The following is an 18,225-nucleotide window of genomic DNA, read 5'->3' on the forward strand; positions in this document are numbered from 1 at the left end:
AAAAATCCTTCTCTCTAGTCCTCAACCACAATCCGGTTCAGCTCCCCACTCAACTTCGTAATCTCCTCAATCGACTCATTAATATTCGCAATCAATTCATGTTCACTTTCAATCGTAGCAACAATTTCCTCCGTAGCTGATGCATTCTCTTCAGAGATGTTTGCTACACTTTCTATTTGAGCTTGGATATCTTTAAAGTTTCTTGTCGATGATTGTATTTCTTCCATCCCTGTAGCGAGCTCTTCATTTGTATATTGGAAAGAATCTCTTATCTCTGCAAAATAAGAAGAAATTTCTTCTACTATTTTTTCCCCTTCTTTAATGGCAGATTCACCTTTTAGTGATCGATCATGCGCATTTCGCGATTTATCGAAGAGTTCAGTCGTTACCTTTTCAATATCAACGGTGATATTGGCGCTTTGTTCCGCTAATCTCCGAACCTCATCCGCTACAATCGCAAAACCTCTTCCATGTTCACCAGCACGAGCCGATTCAATCGCAGCATTCAGCGCTAGTAGGTTCGTCTGATCTGCAATATCTTTTATCCCCTGTAAGAGCGAATTCACGGTTTCTAGACTTGTCTGCAGATCATTTACCGTGACAGCAGTCGTGCTAATCGCAGTATTGACGGTGGACATATGATTATTCAGCTGGTTGATCTTCTGCCAGCCTTCTTGCACGTTTTCGTTCATCGCCTCTGATTTATTTGCAATATCTTGAGAGATAGAAATCGACCGATTGGCACGTTCCACCGAATCACCCATCGATTCACTAATGGAACTGATACTACTTGCTTCTTCTTGGATACCAGCGGCCATTTCTTCCACTGAATGGTTTATTTGGTAACTGGAATCGTAAATCGTTGTAATATTTGTGTTTAAATGATCGATATTTTCATCCAATGTATTCGTATTTTCCTCAATCATATGCATCGTTGCTTGTAATCGCTCTGTCAAGCGCTGGGCTTCCATTTCCTTGCGATACGATTCATCGATTAGTTCTCTTCCCCATTTCGTCAAGAGATAGAGAGCAACCATGATCCCATTAATTAACGCAAGTACCGTAATAAATCCTTTAAAATCACTATCGATTCCGAGCAGCTCTTCCGATTTGCTCAAGTAAGTTACGATAAAAGCAAGATTAACAACTCCAATAAATATAAGTAGAAGGCCTTCTTTAAAATAGAGTGTCACCATCGCGATAGACAATAAAATAATGTAATGCTTATTTAAGGCGAAACCATCTAAATAAAACATTGCAGTTGCAACAACTAATGGCAGTAAAGCGAAGATTAATCCTTTTACATAAGGTGGAAACCGTAGAAAATAGTTAGCAACTGATAAAACAATAACTAATACTCCCGCTATGATAATACTAACCGTATCCTCCACGCCTCGTGAAGAAACAATTGGTACTACTAAAAGTAAAACGATTGCTATCATCAGAAATAAATTAACCTTATGAACGCGTTGTGTGTTATATGTATCTTGTTTCATGCCAATCTCCTTTTTCTAATTTTTCATATATCACGCTTTTATTATCGGTTATCTGGGGATCAAAGTTAAATCAAACTATAAATATACGTATCTATTCCTCACGCATGATTTTTCCAAAAAAATACAGTATACTATCCTATGGTAACACAACTTAAGAACTAGGAGGAAATAATATGAAAATCGCGATTATGGGTGCAGGATCCTTAGGAACAATTATTGGTGCCTACCTTTCTAAGCGCAATGAACTAGTCGAGTTAATCGATGTCAATCAGGCGCATGTGGATGTCTTGAATCAGTCGGGTGCTACAATTACTGGTACGATAAATGAAACAATCGCTGTAAAGGCAATTACACCGGACAAAATGGAAGGGCATTATGATTTAGTACTTTTATTAACGAAACAAATGTATAATACAGAGGTTTTAGAAAACCTTGAACCCCACTTAGATGAGGACAGTATCGTTCTTTCATTACAAAATGGGGTCCCAGAGGATTCGTTAGCAACTGTTCTAGGGAGGAAACGAATAGTAGGCGGATCAGTTGAATTTGGTGCAACATGGGTCGAGCCTGGAGTATCAGAATTAACGACAGCTGCGGAGGCATTCCAAGCAAATGCTTTTCAAATCGGTGAGTTAGATGGAACAACTACAGAGCGCATTCAGCAAATTAAAGGAATCCTTGAGGGTGTAGGTAACACAACAATTTCTGCAAATCTAATTGGAACAAAGTGGGCTAAATTATTAGTAAACGTTGCGATGAGTGGTATGTCTGCTGTATTAGGCTGCGCATATGGGGATGTATTAAAGAATGAAATAGCAGTAATGAGTGCCGTCATGTTAGCCGATGAAACGATTAAAGTTGGTACTGCATCCGGTGTCGAGTTTGACGAACTTGCCGGATTTAATTTAAATATCTTTAATATTGCTACAGACAAAGCGAATCTCCCGCAAGCTATTGGCTTTACGAAAAAAGCATTTGCTCCACAAGCTTTACTGAAAGCTAGTATGCTGCAAGACCTTGAGAAGAAACAAAAAACGGAGATTGATTATATAAATGGGTTCGTATCTGCAAAAGGAAAGGAAGTGAACATCAGCACTCCGTTTAATGATTTGCTCGTGCGATTGGTGAAGAAAGCGGAGGAAGAAAAAACGCTTCCTGATTTTGAAGAAAATCTTGCTTACTTTGAAGCATTGCTATCCTAATTATCAATATGCATTAACAAGAATAGTGCCAAATCCTTTATATATATGTCTATATTCATACCTCTAGACACCATTGCATTCCGCTTCTCACCTTGTTATGTTAGAAGAAGAAAATACAGACAAGGGGAAAGCGAGGTATAAAGGGATGAAAGAGAAAGTATTATCACTGCAGAATCTCAGAATGAGTTATCCCGACAAAGACGTTTTGAACGGGATTAATCTAGAAGTCTACCGGGGACAAATCATCGGATATATCGGCCCAAACGGTGCAGGAAAAAGTACGACATTAAAAATCATGCTCGGATTAGTCGATGGTTATGGCGGTGTCGTCGAAATATTTGGTAATAATATTGCATCAAGTGATCCTACATATAAACAAAAAATTGGTTATGTACCCGAAAATGCGGAGATTTACGATAATCTGACAGCTGCTGAATATCTCACATTTATCGGTGAAATGTATGGTATGAACAGGGAAGTTGCGGAAACGAAAGCATTGAGTCTTCTCGAAGAATTTGATATGGGAGAAGTTTTCCATTCGAGAATCTCCTCTTTCTCTAAGGGAATGAGGCAAAAGGTTCTGATCATCTCCAGCCTATTGCATAATCCGGATTTGATTTTTCTGGATGAGCCATTGAGCGGATTGGATGCAAACAGTGTGATGGTTATTAAAGATATGCTGGAAGCCTTAGCTAACCAGGGTAAAACGATTTTTTATTCGTCTCATATTATGGATGTGGTTGAGAAGATAAGTAATCGCATTGTTCTCTTAGTGAACGGTAAAATTGCTGCGGATGGTTCTTTTGATGAACTGAAAGAGCAAAGTGAGGCAGGTTCGCTTGAAGCGATTTTTAATCAATTAACGGGATTTGATGAACATCAAGAAACAGCGAAAAAAATTGTCTCTATTGTAACAGAGGATGAGCAAGATGAGTGAAATCCGTATTTTAAATGTGCTTGATATTTTCCAATCGGTTTTCCGCAAATTAAATATTAATTATGATGTTATGCGAAAAATCCTTGAAATAAAACTCACCATGGATGGTCGCCGGGTTCCAACCATTCTCAATAATGCAAAGAAAAAGGAAGGGAATCAGTTTCTTAAATCATTATGGATTTATGGGATATATGGTGTTCTCCTTCTTCCATTTGGATTTTTGGGTGATAATTATTTTTTCCAGGTAAGTATCATAGCGGGAGTTGCCATGTTCATCCTTGCGACGTCACTAATCTCAGACTTTTCTTCTGTACTTCTGGATATCCGTGATAAAGTGATTTTGAATACAAAGCCGGTGGATAATCGGACGATTCATGCAGCTAAATTTTTTCATGTTGCAATTTACTTGACGCTGCTTACTGGGGCATTCATCTCTATACCAGCAATCGTATTTCTTTTTACAAAAGGTTTTATTTACTTTCTTCTATTTTTTATAATCATTCTATTAATCGACCTTTTAGTACTAGCTTTCACTGCATTAATCTATATGCTAGTACTACGATTTTTCGATGGGGAAAAATTGAAAGATATTATTAACTACATGCAAATATTACTTGCTGTGGGAGTTGTGGTCGGCTATCAAATCATTATAAGGTTATTCGATGTTGTAGATTTCGAGTATGTATATGACTTTAGCTGGTGGCATGTATTGATCCCGCCAATATGGTTCAGTGCACCATTTGAACTCGTGTTAAATCACAATTATACGAGAGAGATTATCATTCTTTCTGTTTTAGCCATATTAGGACCGCTCCTATCGATTTTCTTCTATTATTTGTCTATGCCGGCTTTCGAACGGAATTTGCAGAAGCTGATGGAAGAATCAAGTACGAAGAAGAAGAAAAAATGGACACCAAATGATCTGTTCGAAAAGTTAATTTGTTTTAGCAAAGAGGAAAAAGCATTTTACCGCTTTGCTTCGATTATGATAAGCAGGGAAAGAGATTTTAAATTAAAAGTTTACCCTTCATTGGGAATGGCACTTGTATTCCCATTAATCTTCCTTTTTAACAATTTGAGCTTTCAGACACTGGAGGAATTAGGGCAAGGAAAATCCTTTTTAACGATTTATTTCTCCATTATTATTATTGGGACCGTTGTTCATATGCTGCAGTATTCCGCGAAATATAAAGCTGCATGGATTTTCCGCACAACACCGATCCAAAAGCATGCTATCGTCTATCGTGCGGCTTTAAAAGCAATGTTTGTGAAACTGTACTTACCGATTATCTTTGTGCTGTCGATTCTTTATATCTGGATATTTTCCATTCGTATCCTGCCTGATTTAGCAGTTGTTTTTATCATCGCTTTATTGCAGATGCTTATCGCTTATAGGCTATTTAATAATGGAAAGTATCCGTTTACCGAGCCGATTGAAACGACCCAGCAAGGCGGTGGTACTGCGGGTATCGTTATCCTGTTAATGATTTTTATTGGGATATTTGCGCTTTTACATTTCTTAATCTCCCTTTTACCTTTTGCAATTTATGGTTATTTAGCGGTTCTTATCGTAGTTACGGCGATTTTATGGAACGTGACGTTTAGGGAGAAGTTAGCAAAATAAAGGACAGTCCTAAACCGTTTTAATCGGTAAGTGGACTGTCCTTTTTCTTCTGCTTATCGGCTTCTATCGCAAGTTATCCTCCAGATTTAAAATAAAATCCACCAGCACGTCCTGATATTCTCTCACTGAATCGACATAAACCATTTCGTTCTCCCCATGCCAATCACTGCCGATGGGGCCAAATTCTACAGCGGCGCCTCCGTACTCGGTAAAGTACTGCCCATCACTGGAGCCATGCTGACCGAATAAATTAACTTTTTCCAGATGCGTAATTCGTTTAATTGATTCGCCCAATGCTTCCACATAAGGATTGTCTTCTTTTGTCTTGATTGGGTTATTGCGATTATGAATAGAAAGGCTGCAGTCTGTAATTTCCTTAATCTGATGAACGATATCTTCCAGAGATTGATGCGGCAGATATCTGATATCCAGTGACATCTCACACTTTTCCGGGACTTTATTATAAACGGTTCCTCCTTTGATCTTTGCGAGATTGATAGAGGGCTTCGTAAACATGGATGAACTTTCTTGTGCAAAAGGCAGCTCTAAAATTTCTTCAAAAAGATCTATCGCTTTCGTGATTGCATTCGCACCTTCCCAAGGACGGCTTCCATGTGCGGGTTTTCCCGGAACAGTAATATCAAGCTGGAGCACTCCTTTAGATTGAATGCCAATCCCAAGGTTTGTTGGTTCACCACAAATAATAAAGTCTCCCAAATAACCTTTTTCTGTTAAATACTTGGTGCCGTTCCTGCCACCGGTCTCCTCATCCGGGACGATCTGAAGCATAACGTTGGATGTTAATTCCATATCCTTCAATTGAGCAGCCGCAACCATTGAAGCGGCCACTCCTGCTTTCATATCGGCTGTACCACGACCATACATTTTCCCTTCTTCCGTATAAGGCTGAAATTGCCTGTCCTCTGCTTCGATAACGTCGATGTGTCCGTTTAAAACAATCGTAGAATCACCTTGTCCTAGTTCACTAACAAGCATATGAAACCCGTGGTTTTCTAATTTTTTAACCGGGACGCCTTGGTTTTCCAGCCATTGTTCACAATAAGCAATTGCCTTGTTTGCCCCTGCTTTTGTCGAACTGTCTATTTTAATTAGGTCTTTTAATAAGGGAATTGGGTCACCCATTTTATCCCTCCTACTACTAAAATTTCAACGAATGTTTTACAATACATGCTATTCTTCAAGTGCCTTCATGACTTTTCGTTTATTTATGGGTACAACGATGTCATGGCGTGCCAGCTCGATGTTAGGCTTTTGATGCAGCCACTCTTCTTGTATCTCTTCTCCTGCAGTTAAAGCAAGGATTGCAGATGGAATATCGGCTCCTGCTAAATGGGTAAATGCATAGCCGCCGCCAAATCGGGGATTAATGTCAATCACGTAATAATCTGTCCCATTAAAATAAACATCCGTGTTCATATAGCCTGCATGGCCAAATCCTTTACCCAGCTGCTCGGCAATATCCCTTAATTCCGGTATATTTACGGTAATACATCGGTCAATATCCCCGCCCCTCATCCCTAATTGCTTCCTAGCAAAAGATGTTAGGAACTGACCGTTTAAATCGTTAAACATATCGACACTGAATTTATCCCCTTCAATCACTTCTTGAATAATGATATTATCTTCCGATTTTCTCGAAGTATCTCCAGCAAGGGGACTTTCTTTAATTTCTTGAATAGCGTGCTGGTAAGCAAATTCCATATCCTCGACATTATCAATGATTTCAATGCCTATTGAAGCAGAACCATTACGGGGCTTCATGATTAATGGAAAGAATACCTCCTGTTTTTCCAATGCTTTCTTTGCATCTTCTACATGAAAGTAGGAAAGCGGAGATTTAACATCGAACGGTTCCAGCAGTTCCTTGTACTTTCCCTTATCCCGAACCTTTTCTACAACAGTGGAATTCGGTGCAAATACGGATACACCTAATTTCTCGAGTTCTTTTTTATGCTCCGATATTTCCGGCACTTCCCAATCATTCAATGGGACTAGACAGTCCACATCATGTTTCTTACAAATCTCGATAATAGCTTCCATATAATTGGTATCCGTTTGTTCAGGTATTACATAGTTTTCGTCCCCCGCTTGGAGCGACGGGGCATTGTACTCAGGATCAGCAACAATTACTTTCCCTTCGATTTCTGCTTTTTTTAAAGCGTCTTTAAAAAAACCTACCAAGTCTATCCTTCTTGCTGTTGATGTCAATAAGATGTTCAACTTGTTCAGCTCCTCGTTGTTTATATCATTTTTTCAGAAACAAGATATTAATATTTACCCAGCATGGTAAACTTTAATCTTTCCCTTTATTCTTAATACTCACAACTCAGGAGCCTTTACATTTCCTATCTTATATTGCAGTGATTAGCGGGAACAGCAATAAACTATAACTACTATATTGAAATAGACAATTTTCGCTATATGAGAAGGGTACATAGAGAGGTTTTTGTGTTTGCGGAAGAGCTAATGATTTTAATAGCAATACCCCCACCTCTAAATAGAAGGGTAATTCAAAATGTGCAGTTGGAGGATAAACAGTCCGTAAATCCCTGATTCTGTTCAACTAACACTTAGTGGGGAAGAAAGAAACCCTCCACTAAGTGAAGTTTCACTTTATGTCTTCAGATTCAATCTAACAGGCTTATCAATGTAATCCACAATTTCCTCTATCGTCAGTTCTTGAATCCTACTATTAAATTTATTGGTTTCTGACACAACTGAAATTAAATAATCATCTTTTTTTGAACTAAAATAATGCGCAGACGGAAAGTTATTTCTTGATTCATCTGATACAATTTGTTGATCCAAATCAATTTCAATTTGATTTAATGGTAAATGTAATCCCATTCCTAACAGCTTGACATAGCCTTCTTTGATCGTCCACAGTTTATAAAAACGGTCTAGTTGCTTCATTTTTATCCCATTCACTACATAGTTCCTTTCCTTATTTGTAAATATCATTTCACTCAATTCAAGAAAAGAGTCGATTGGGATAATTTTTTCAGCATCAATTCCGATTGGATGATTATCGAAAGCTACAAATACACCTTTTTCAGAATGAGAACAATTAAAATGGCAATCCACCACATCAATAGATGGTTTTCTATAAGCATTATAAACATAATTGATTTCTTGAAAAGGAATAGCATATTTTCTGCTAATAACTGTTCTGGTTATCATATCCCCAAGCAAAGATTGTTTCTTCTGGAGATTATCTTTTATCTTTTTCACTCGTTCTTTTTTTGTGATCTGGAGCCACTTTTCGATTATACGATCCGTCATCGTACCGTCAATCTTGCAGTAATAAATTTCCATGTTTATTTTTCACCCACTCATAGGTTTCCATTTGAAGTATAGAAAGAAAAGCAAGCTAATCATCATCAAGATTCCTGCATATATCATCACGACTGTATAAGCAGCAAACTGTTCAAACATGAATCCAATTAAAAATTGTCCTAGTGGAATAACAGCTGTCACAAGGGCAATTACAACAGAATTTACTCGCCCCAGCAAATGCCTCGGTGTCATTTTTTGAATCACAGCGTTTAAATTTACGTTTAAAATGCCGAAAATCGCACCAATTCCTAGTAATACACCACATAAAAGTAGCAGGACATAAATCGTTTGTTCAATATAACCAGCGGAAAAAATGGTAAGCCCCTTTCCTGCGACAGAAATTCCAGCTAGAAAGAGTGCAGCGATAATAAACTTTCTTAAGCTATGCTTCTCGAAACTATTCGCTAAGACTGCTCCGACAATCAGCCCTAGAATAATAGAAGCTTCACTGATACCAAATTGAATATCTGTAAAGTGTAAAACTTCCTTTGTGATATAAGGAATACCTATCGTATAAAGCGGCATGATAATCAAATTCACCAATAAAGACACAATGGCGATGACCAACACGAGATTCTCGTTTTTCAAAAATTCGAGACCGGATTTAAAATCGATAAAAAACTGCTTCCACGTTTTTTTATGCTCCTCTGGCTTATCCATCACAATGAAGCATTCAAAAAATGCCGCAATGAAAAAGATGCAAGTTACGATGGATAAAATAAACTCTAAACCAAAAAAACCATAAATAATCCCAACAATTAAGGGGGAGAATAAGTTTCCAAATGTTGTCGCCAATGTGTTCACCGAGTTTGCTTTTACAATTTGCTCCTCTTCTACAAGTAAAGGAATCGATGAACTCACTAATGGAGTGTACATACCACTAATTACTGAATATAGTAATAAAATTACTGTGACGGATAAAACATCCATTTGTCCCTGAAGCACCATGTAGATTCCGATAAATCCTAGCAGTCCACTACATACGTCGTAAATCACCATTAAATATTTCTTATTAAACCAATCCGAGAATACGCCCGATGTTGGAGTGAGAACAACAGACGGGATATAGGCAATCGCAATAATTGAAGCGAAAAGTACTTCTGATTGTGTCATTTCTAGCAAATATAATGCAAACGAATAGCGCAATATCAAGGTAGCCATTAAAGAAGCAACTTGGCCGCCGACTAAGAGTACAAAATTCTTATTTCCTGCTAAACTATTCTGCACCTGTCTCCTCCATTCCTTTCACAGCTTGAAAGAATGGGATCACTGCTTTGCATAACAGAAATCCCTGATTCTGTTCAACTAACATTCAGTGAGGGAGGTAGTAAGCAAGCCCCACTGAATGAAGTTTCACTTTATCGATTACGATGAGCAATGATATCCTTTAAAATCGAGGAAACAATGCTAGCATTTTTCGATAAAAATTCACCAGTCAGCATATCTTCATGTTCCCCGACAGATGGGTATTCATAATACCCTCTAACAGTAAGTTCTTCCCATTTCCCTCTTGTATCTTTCAAATGTCCTACTTTTCCCTCAACCTTTAGCAAATGCAGATTCGAGTCTAATGGAGATGGGAGATTAACGATGTCTTTCGTATACTGGTAATAATTAATAAAACTATTAACAATATCTTTTCTCATCTCCTCATCTAAAGACATATAGATACTAAAGTCCCCAGTTACTTCTGCATCAACACTTGATTCAATAGCTTCCATACTAATATGATTAAAGCTGTCTTCTTCTACAACATAGCTATCTATTAAGATAATATCGTCTACCTGATATCCCCTTGCCTCAAGTATGCGAGCTACTTCCATGGCGATTGTGCCGCCAAATGAATAGCCAAGCAACGTGTATGGTCCTTCTTTTTGTAAAGCAATTACTTGATCTGCATAGTAATTTAGAATATCCTCATTCGCCACAAAGTTAAACATATAGAACGAATGCGTCTCGAGATAGAGTGACAGATTCTTATATAAAATGCTGTAGCCGATTTGCGGCATATGAGGTGGGAAAACAAATACATGCTGTTCTTTTTTCTCATTAAGTAATACGACTGATGGCTGATTATATACTGCTTCTATCTTCTGCTTTCCAATTGTTTGATATTCATTTGCCTGTTTTGCCTGATTCGTCAGTTCCACTAGTTTTTCTACATACGTATTTCCAATTGTCTCTAACAGTTTATCGTCTATTTCCAGTTTATCCGCTCCGAAATTTATTCTCAATTTATGATTGATTACGAGAGCATTTATATCTAAAGAAGACAACGAAAGGATTTCCTCGCCAACTTCTGAACCACCCGAATAACTGGAATGTCCAAACTCACCATGCTCCACATCCGAATCGATTTGTCCCAAGTAATTAAAGCTTATTTGTGGTTGCTCATCATTAGTAAATTCATCTTGAGAGTTAGATAATAATCCCCAGCCAATGCCACCGTTTGGTACTTGATCAATGATTTCCTTCGTGTTGAAAATCGTTTCTGTCAAAGTTTCACCAGCCTGTAACGGTAGATTAATTGGATAGCTAATGGTAAACCAGCCAACGGTCCTTGATAGATCAAGGTTGAATAGATCTGCATTCCTTCCATGCCCTTCTAATAATACAGGTATCGTGCCTTCAAGAGAAAATACTTCTTGGACCGCTAATCGTAAAGCTGCAAGTAATAAATCGTTCATTCTTGCATCAAATACTTTCGGAGCAAGATATAACAAGGTTTCCGTTTGATCCTCGGTTAATTCTTTAGAATTGACACGACGACTTTTCCATTTTCTCTCTCGCACATTTCGTAGTGGAATCTGTACGGTTTCCTCTTCTGCTATCTTCTCCCAGTATGCATATTCATTCTGCAGTTCTTCTGAGTTACGATGTTTTTGCAAGTGGTCTACCCATGCTTTCACCGAGTGGGTTTTCTCTTCCAAAATGATTTGTGAACGTCCTTCTATCACTTGATGGTAAGCTGTATAGAAATCTTCTAAAATAATTCTCCAAGATACACCGTCAACAACGAGATGGTGAATCACAATCAACAGGTGATCTCCCTCGTCCATTTGAAACAGAACTGCTCTCACCAATGGACCGGTTGCTAGGTTCATAGACTGCTGTGTCCGTTCCGTAATGACATTTATTTCTTCTTCACTATTTGTTTGTACGACTTCAAAATTATAATTATTATCTACCGGTTGAATCATTAATTCATTCGATTGTTGACCTTTATACGTTATCCGCAAGGCATCATGGTGCTCGATAATAGCCCGGAGTGCTTTTTCCGTTGCTGTTTCGTCTATTCCTTCTTTGTTAAAGAGAAATACAGATTGATTAAAATGATGGAAGTCTTCGTTCAATGACGTATATTGTCTTTGAATCGGCGTCATGGGAACAGGCCCAGTTATCTCCTTTTGGCTGATGATATCAACATCTTTTGTAAAACAACTGATCTCAGCAATGGTTGGATATTTAATCAAATCGCTAATTTCAATTTTAATGCCAACCTTCCTTAACTTACCTATCATTTGGATCCCTTTAATCGAGTCTCCGCCAACTTCAAAGAAGTTAGCTTCTCTTGAATCAATCTTCTGCCCTAATACTTCTGACCAAATGACAGCAATCACTTCTTCTTTCTCATTTTCAAATGTCGCTGGTTCAGTATTCTCATGGAGTACTGGTTTAGGAAGTTGCCTTTTGTCTAGTTTCCCATTAATATTCAACGGGAACTGGGCCATTTCAATAAAGTATCGCGGCATCATATATTCCGTTAAATAAGGACGAGCCAATTCTCGTATATTGCCAGACTGTTTCTCATTTAAAATATAATAAGCAATTAATTGTTTCTCTTCCTTGTCAAAAATAATAGCAATATTCTCGATTTCTTTTATATTTTTTAAGAGTGTCTTTTCAATTTCACCTACTTCAATACGATAGCCTCGTATTTTCACTTGATCATCAGTCCGGCCTGTAAATTCGATATTTCCATCCACTTTCAAGCGTCCCATATCACCTGTCTGATATAGTTTTTGATTCGTTATATGTTTAAGATGCACAAACTTCTCTCTTGTCATCTCTGGTTCATTCAAATAATGTGATGCGAGACCGTCTCCCCCAACATAAATTTCACCCCAGGCACCAATTGGAGCAAGTTCGCCATGCTTGTCCAAAATATAAGCCGTCGAATTTGAAATCGGCTTACCAAGCGGAACACTGACATCCTCTTTTAATGTTTTTTTGATTGGATAAGTTAAAGAAAATGTCGTGTTTTCTGTCGGTCCATAGCCATTAATAATAGTGAGGCTTGGAGCATATTCTCTCGCTCGGTTCACAAATTTTGGTGATACGACATCTCCACCGGTAAGCAAATACGATAATGGCCTAAATATCTCTGGGTCTTCCTGACATAATTGATGGAATAGTGAAGCTGTAAGCCACATCACCGTCACTTGATTGTCTTTTAAATAGTGCTTCAGAGATTCACTATTTAAAATTATATCTTTCTTTTCAATACATAAAGTTATTCCATTTAATAACGAACCCCAAATTTCAAATGTATGGCTATCAAAAGCAAGCGACCCTGTCAATAACAATTTATCTTCACGTTTCCATTGCACGATATTGCTGTTTAATACTAATCTTGCCGCACTCTTATGTTTAATGACCACTCCTTTTGGTTTACCTGTGCTACCCGAAGTATAAGAAATATATAAAGGGGAGTCCCCGTTCACTTCTTGACGTTGTTTGAACACTTTATTATATCGTTGCCAATCCGGTAAGGGAATCCCTTTCGTATTTGACCATTCGAATAAATCGGCGCCACTTAAATTAATGATTAAGCTCGGATTCGCATCCTCTACAATGGTCGCTAGTCGTGAAACTGGATTATCCATGTCAAGTGGTAAATAAGTAGCACCGCACTTTACAATTGCCAAAATGGAAATGATTGCGTCAGCGGACCTATCTGCTGTTAATCCCACTACATCCTGCTTCATCACCCCAGCTTCTTGTAGATAATTTGCCATTTGATTACTTTGCCGATCTAACTCCTCATACGTTATTTCTTTATCATCATGTTGAATTGCAACTTTATGAGGGCTTTGCTTCACTATATTATTGAAAACTTGAATGATAGAGTTTTCCTTTTCATACGTACGGTTCGTGTCGTTAAAATCATCATAAATAAAGTCAATTTCATTTTTCGTAAGGACAGAAATATTAGCTAACTTCACATACTTATACTCTAGTAAATGAGAGAGGAGGTTGACATAGTTTTCTAATAAAAGCTGCATTTGTTCATCTGAAAATAATTCATCACTATAAGAAAGCGATAGTAGTAACTCCCCGTCTTCTTCAGCAGATTGCAGTGTCATATCAAACTTCTCAATTGGCTGTTCGATCAGATAATCCTCAATAATCAATCCATCCATCTGAATTGTTCCGATGTCTGAATTTTGCATGACAAACATGACGTCAAACAAAGGATTTCTTCCTGATTCTCTTGGTATATTCAGTTCGGATACAAGTTCATCAAATTGATAATGGCTTCGTTCATAATCTTGCAGGAAATTTTGATGTACTCCCTTTAAGAAATCATGAAATACTTGATTTCCGTTCACATTATTTTTCAATGCCAACGTATTTACGAACATCCCGACCATTTCAGTAAGATCTTCATGATCTCTTCCTTCTACACTTGTTCCAACTACTATATTTTCTTCTCCTGTATACTTTTCGAGTAAGACATAGTAGGAAGCAAGGAGAACCGAATATAAAGAAACATTACTTTCTTTTGCATAACCTTTTAGATCCTGCAGGAGTGTATGATCTAAACGCTTCGTTATTGCCTTTCCAGAATAAGAATGTTTATTCGTTCGACTTGCGTCTAGTGGGAAGTCAAGTTTAGGAATATCATCGGAAAATCTATCTAACCAGTATTGACGATCCGTTTTATGGACTTCTGATTCGCTTTGCTGTAATTGCCATTCGGAGTAATCCTTGTATTGTAAGGGATGCCATTCAAGTGCTTCTCCGTTATATAACTTGGAAAATTGACGGATTAGGATCCCAATGGAAGTTCCATCTGCAATAATATGGTGTAAATCAAAAACAAGAATATGCTCATTCTGTTCTTTCTCAAATAAATATGCTCGGAATAATGGTCCTTCTTCTAAATCATAAGGTTGAATGATCTGCACAATTTCCTCGTCTACACTGTGATACATGATGGATCTTTCTTGAAGGGGAACCTCCATTTGTTCATGAATCTGCTTTTTCGGAATGTCATCTACTAGATGGAACGTTGTCCGTAATGCTTCATGTCCTTCCACTAATTTTTGCAGCACGCTTTGAATACGTTGTTTATTTATATCTCCTTTAAGTGTAAAAGCACTGGAAATATTGTAAACTGTACTGTCCCTATCCATATTCCACATCGTATACATTCTTTGTTCCGCAAACGACAAGTCATAATAAGCTTTTTCCTCTGATTTTGGAATGCTCATAAACAATTGCTTATCCAGACTCTGTATCATTCCAACCATCTCTTCTAAAATTGGATGATTATAAATATCTTTAATCCCTAATTGCACATCCCACTTCTTACGGATTTTAGAGATGAGGCTAGTTGCCTTTAACGAATGACCGCCAATTTCAAAAAAATGATCATAAACGTTAATTTGTTGGAGTCCAAGTACCTCTTTCCATAGATCGATCATCTCTTTTTCGAGTTCACTCACAGAATGATCTACTTCCGCCGTCTGGATATCACGTGCTTGTGGAAGCCTTGATTTATCAATTTTCCCATTTTTATTTAACGGTAATTTCTCAAGCATTACAATTTGTTCCGGTACCATATAATACGGCAGTAAACCTATTAGCTGCTGTCGTTTAATTTCCTTGCTTCCCACTACATAAGCAACTAATCGCTGCACATTTCCGTTTTCATCACGCTCGGGCAATACAATCGCTTCTTTAGCATCAAGTCGATGAACAATTTTTTCTTCTATTTCTCCAAGTTCAATTCGAAAACCACGTAATTTCACTTGATGGTCAACTCGATCAAGGAAAATAATATTTCCCTTCCGGTCCATCGTCACTAAATCCCCTGTTCGGTACAATCTCTCACTCGACAACTCTGGGATTATTACAAAAGCTTCTTTCGTTAATTCTTCTTTATTCAAATAACCGGCAGCAAGTCCTTCTCCCGAAATATACAGTTCTCCAACTCCTCCAAGAGGAACAGGCAGTTGCTGCCGATCCAATAGGAATACTTGGGTGTTTGTAATCGGCTTTCCAATCGGAACTGCTTGCTGATTCGTTAAATCGTTAATCGGATAAAAAGTAGTAAATACCGTGCTTTCTGTCGGTCCATATACATGTATTAATTTATCTTTCCCTAAATAATCAAGTGCTTTTTGAATATGGTTAACAGATGCACGTTCTCCGCCAAATAATATCTTCCGAAATCCCGCTAAAGCATCAATTTTATTGTCAACAACGGTGTTAAATAAGGCTGTTGTCATAAAGCTAACTGTTACATTATTTTTTTTAATAATATTTGTTAACGTCCCGAAATCAAGGAAATCATCTGTATTTATCAAACATAAAGTTGCTCCGTTCAAAAGGGCACCATAAATGTCAAACACTGCCCCGTCAAAGGAATAATCAGATAACTGCAATAGAACGTCTTCTCCAGTAATATCAATATAATTCGTATTTGATACAACTCGTAAAATACTCTTTTGTTTAATGAGAACACCCTTTGGATTACCGGTTGAGCCAGATGTATACATAATATATGCCGGATCTTCTAAATGTACCTCCCGAGTCTGTTCTTCTACCGTTACTTCCAGACTCCAAGCATCATTCACATCGACTATAGCAACCGATGCATCTTTCCGCAGAACTTCTGAGCGATTTGTCAAAAGCAGTTGTGTCCGAGAATCTTCCAATATATAATTCATCCGCTCCTGATTGTCTTTCACATTTATCGGTACATAGATTGCTCCTAATTTAATTACTGCAAGCATTGTTGCAATCATTTCCATGGATTTATCCATGTTTAATGCAATAACATCTCCAGCTTTTGCTCCATTCTGTTGCAATAAACTGTAAATCTTATTAATCCGTTCTACTAAATTTTTATATGTATAATTTTCTTTTCCTAAAACAAGTGCTAATTTATCTGGATTTACAGCTGTAATTTTTTCAAAGACATCGATTATCGACTCCTCATGATACGAAGTCTTTGTTTCATTCATGCTTTCTAGTATTTTTTTCTCTGCTTCAGTAATAATAGAGATATCATGGAGTGCAATGTCTCTTTCGGTACTGAAATGCGCCAGTAATAAGTGCATTTGCTCTCCAAGTTGTTTAATTAATGACTCGGAATAAACATCCGCATTATATTTAATCGTGAATTTCATCTCAATTCCAGGATTGACAATGATATTTAAATCATAATTCGTCGCTTCCTCCACCTGAATATTCTCAATGATAAACCCTAGATCATTCTGGTCATTTAACCTGTCCATTTCATCACTGATTGGATAGTTTTCAAGAACAAGAATACTGTGAATAAGATTTTCCTTTTGTTCTGTCAGATTTTGAATATCTGCTAATGATCCATATTCATATTCTTTACCGTTCAAGTTATTGCTTTGAACATTCCGAACCAATTCATCAATAGTTGTCACATTTCTTGAACTTACCCGGACTGGAATGGTGTTAATAAATAACCCAACCATTTCCTCAATCCCAGGAACAGCAGGCGGTCGACCAGAAACAACCGAACCGAAGACAACATCATCTGAATCATTATATCGCTGTAATAGGAGCGCCCACATCGTTTGCAGCACACTATTAAGCGTTACACGATTCTCCTTTGCATAGTTCTCTAATTGCTCTGAAAAATCGGATGAAAGATGAAATGTGTAATCGATTAAGTTGCGCTTACCTGTAGATGGATAATCGACTGGCAGCATTGCTTGACCATCGTATTTGTATAAGTATTCATCCCAATATCGCAACCATTGTTCCTTATTCTGTCCAGTAAGCCAGTCAATATATTGAACGTATGAATGAATAGTCCCTACAGGAAGCGAATGACCATGAAGGAGACTTTCATATTTATCGAGCAAATCTTTCAGTAATAAACTAAAACTCCAACCATCCATAATAATATGATGAAAGCTCAATAGAATCTTATATTTTTTTTGTGAGAGCCCATAAACACTAGCACGGATTAATAAATCCTTTTCCAGATTAAAAGATTGATTTTTCTCCTTCTGAATCAGCTCTTCGACTAACTGCTCTTGCTCTACTTTAGGTAGATACGTTAAATCATGGAAGTCTATGTTCATTTCCCGATCATTTAAAATAACTTGTAATGGCTGCTTCGAATTTCGGTATGTAAATACGGCACGCAATATTTCATGTTCTTTCAGTAATTGTTGGAAGCTATCTTGAAATATAGCTTGGTCAAATTCCCCGTTGATATCAATAATGAAATGCTCGTGATACAGTTGAGACTTTTCATCATTTAAATAGTGAAACAACATTCCTTCCTGCATTGGTGATAATGGACAGATATCTTTAATTTGAGTTGTAGACAAG

At 37.5% G+C, this 18,225-nt stretch carries 9 protein-coding genes; 3 read left to right on the plus strand and 6 right to left on the minus strand.

What is annotated here, in order from left to right:
• Positions 1-14: 14 nt before the first annotated feature.
• Complete coding sequence (locus tag L3V42_RS14170; RefSeq protein ID WP_235762255.1) at positions 15-1,496, minus strand: methyl-accepting chemotaxis protein; 1,482 nt, start codon at positions 1,494-1,496, stop codon at positions 15-17.
• 173 nt (positions 1,497-1,669) lie between these two features.
• On the opposite strand from L3V42_RS14170, the gene L3V42_RS14175 reads away from it, so the two are divergent.
• The 3 genes from L3V42_RS14175 (at position 1,670) to L3V42_RS14185 (ending at position 5,259) form a co-directional block, all read left to right on the plus strand.
• Positions 1,670-2,698: a ketopantoate reductase family protein gene (locus L3V42_RS14175; RefSeq protein ID WP_238472265.1), complete on the plus strand. Its 1,029-nt coding sequence runs from the start codon at positions 1,670-1,672 to the stop codon at positions 2,696-2,698.
• 145 nt (positions 2,699-2,843) lie between these two features.
• Positions 2,844-3,635, plus strand: a complete 792-nt coding sequence (locus tag L3V42_RS14180; protein WP_235762257.1) for an ABC transporter ATP-binding protein — start codon at positions 2,844-2,846, stop codon at positions 3,633-3,635.
• Positions 3,628-5,259 carry a hypothetical protein gene (locus tag L3V42_RS14185; RefSeq protein WP_235762258.1) on the plus strand — a complete coding sequence of 544 codons (1,632 nt, stop codon included), beginning with the start codon at positions 3,628-3,630 and terminating at the stop codon, positions 5,257-5,259. Before L3V42_RS14180 ends, L3V42_RS14185 begins: the two co-directional genes overlap by 8 nt.
• A 63-nt stretch (positions 5,260-5,322) precedes the next feature.
• On the opposite strand, the gene L3V42_RS14190 is transcribed toward L3V42_RS14185, so the two are convergent.
• The 5 genes from L3V42_RS14190 to L3V42_RS14210 all read right to left on the minus strand — a co-directional run bounded on the left by L3V42_RS14190 (position 5,323) and on the right by L3V42_RS14210 (position 18,224).
• The gene (locus L3V42_RS14190) at positions 5,323-6,402 is read right to left on the minus strand and encodes a M20 family metallopeptidase (RefSeq protein ID WP_235762259.1); all 1,080 of its coding nucleotides are present in this window, start codon (positions 6,400-6,402) and stop codon (positions 5,323-5,325) included.
• 48 nt (positions 6,403-6,450) lie between these two features.
• A complete protein-coding gene (locus L3V42_RS14195) occupies positions 6,451-7,500 on the minus strand; it encodes an ATP-grasp domain-containing protein (protein WP_235762260.1) in 1,050 nt (349 codons plus the stop codon).
• Positions 7,501-7,893: 393 nt separating this feature from the next.
• Complete coding sequence (locus L3V42_RS14200; protein WP_235762261.1) at positions 7,894-8,595, minus strand: 4'-phosphopantetheinyl transferase family protein; 702 nt, start codon at positions 8,593-8,595, stop codon at positions 7,894-7,896.
• Positions 8,596-8,604: 9 nt separating this feature from the next.
• Positions 8,605-9,843 (minus strand): MFS transporter, encoded by a 1,239-nt coding sequence (locus L3V42_RS14205; protein WP_235762262.1) that lies wholly within the window; start codon positions 9,841-9,843, stop codon positions 8,605-8,607.
• Positions 9,844-9,974: 131 nt separating this feature from the next.
• A complete protein-coding gene (locus tag L3V42_RS14210; RefSeq protein WP_238472266.1) occupies positions 9,975-18,224 on the minus strand; it encodes a non-ribosomal peptide synthetase in 8,250 nt (2,749 codons plus the stop codon).
• Position 18,225: the final 1 nt, after the last annotated feature.

It is taken from the genome of Oceanobacillus alkalisoli (assembly GCF_022213125.1).
Taxonomy (GTDB): domain Bacteria; phylum Bacillota; class Bacilli; order Bacillales; family Amphibacillaceae; genus Oceanobacillus; species Oceanobacillus alkalisoli.

Excerpts from the sequence above, each read along its gene's own strand:
- L3V42_RS14170 (WP_235762255.1), bottom strand. The coding sequence starts at position 1,496 with ATGAAACAAGATACATATAACACACAACGCGTTCATAAGGTTAATTTA.
- L3V42_RS14175 (WP_238472265.1), top strand. The coding sequence starts at position 1,670 with ATGAAAATCGCGATTATGGGTGCAGGATCCTTAGGAACAATTATTGGT.
- L3V42_RS14180 (WP_235762257.1), top strand. The coding sequence starts at position 2,844 with ATGAAAGAGAAAGTATTATCACTGCAGAATCTCAGAATGAGTTATCCC.
- L3V42_RS14185 (WP_235762258.1), top strand. The coding sequence starts at position 3,628 with ATGAGTGAAATCCGTATTTTAAATGTGCTTGATATTTTCCAATCGGTT.
- L3V42_RS14190 (WP_235762259.1), bottom strand. The coding sequence starts at position 6,402 with ATGGGTGACCCAATTCCCTTATTAAAAGACCTAATTAAAATAGACAGT.
- L3V42_RS14200 (WP_235762261.1), bottom strand. The coding sequence starts at position 8,595 with ATGGAAATTTATTACTGCAAGATTGACGGTACGATGACGGATCGTATA.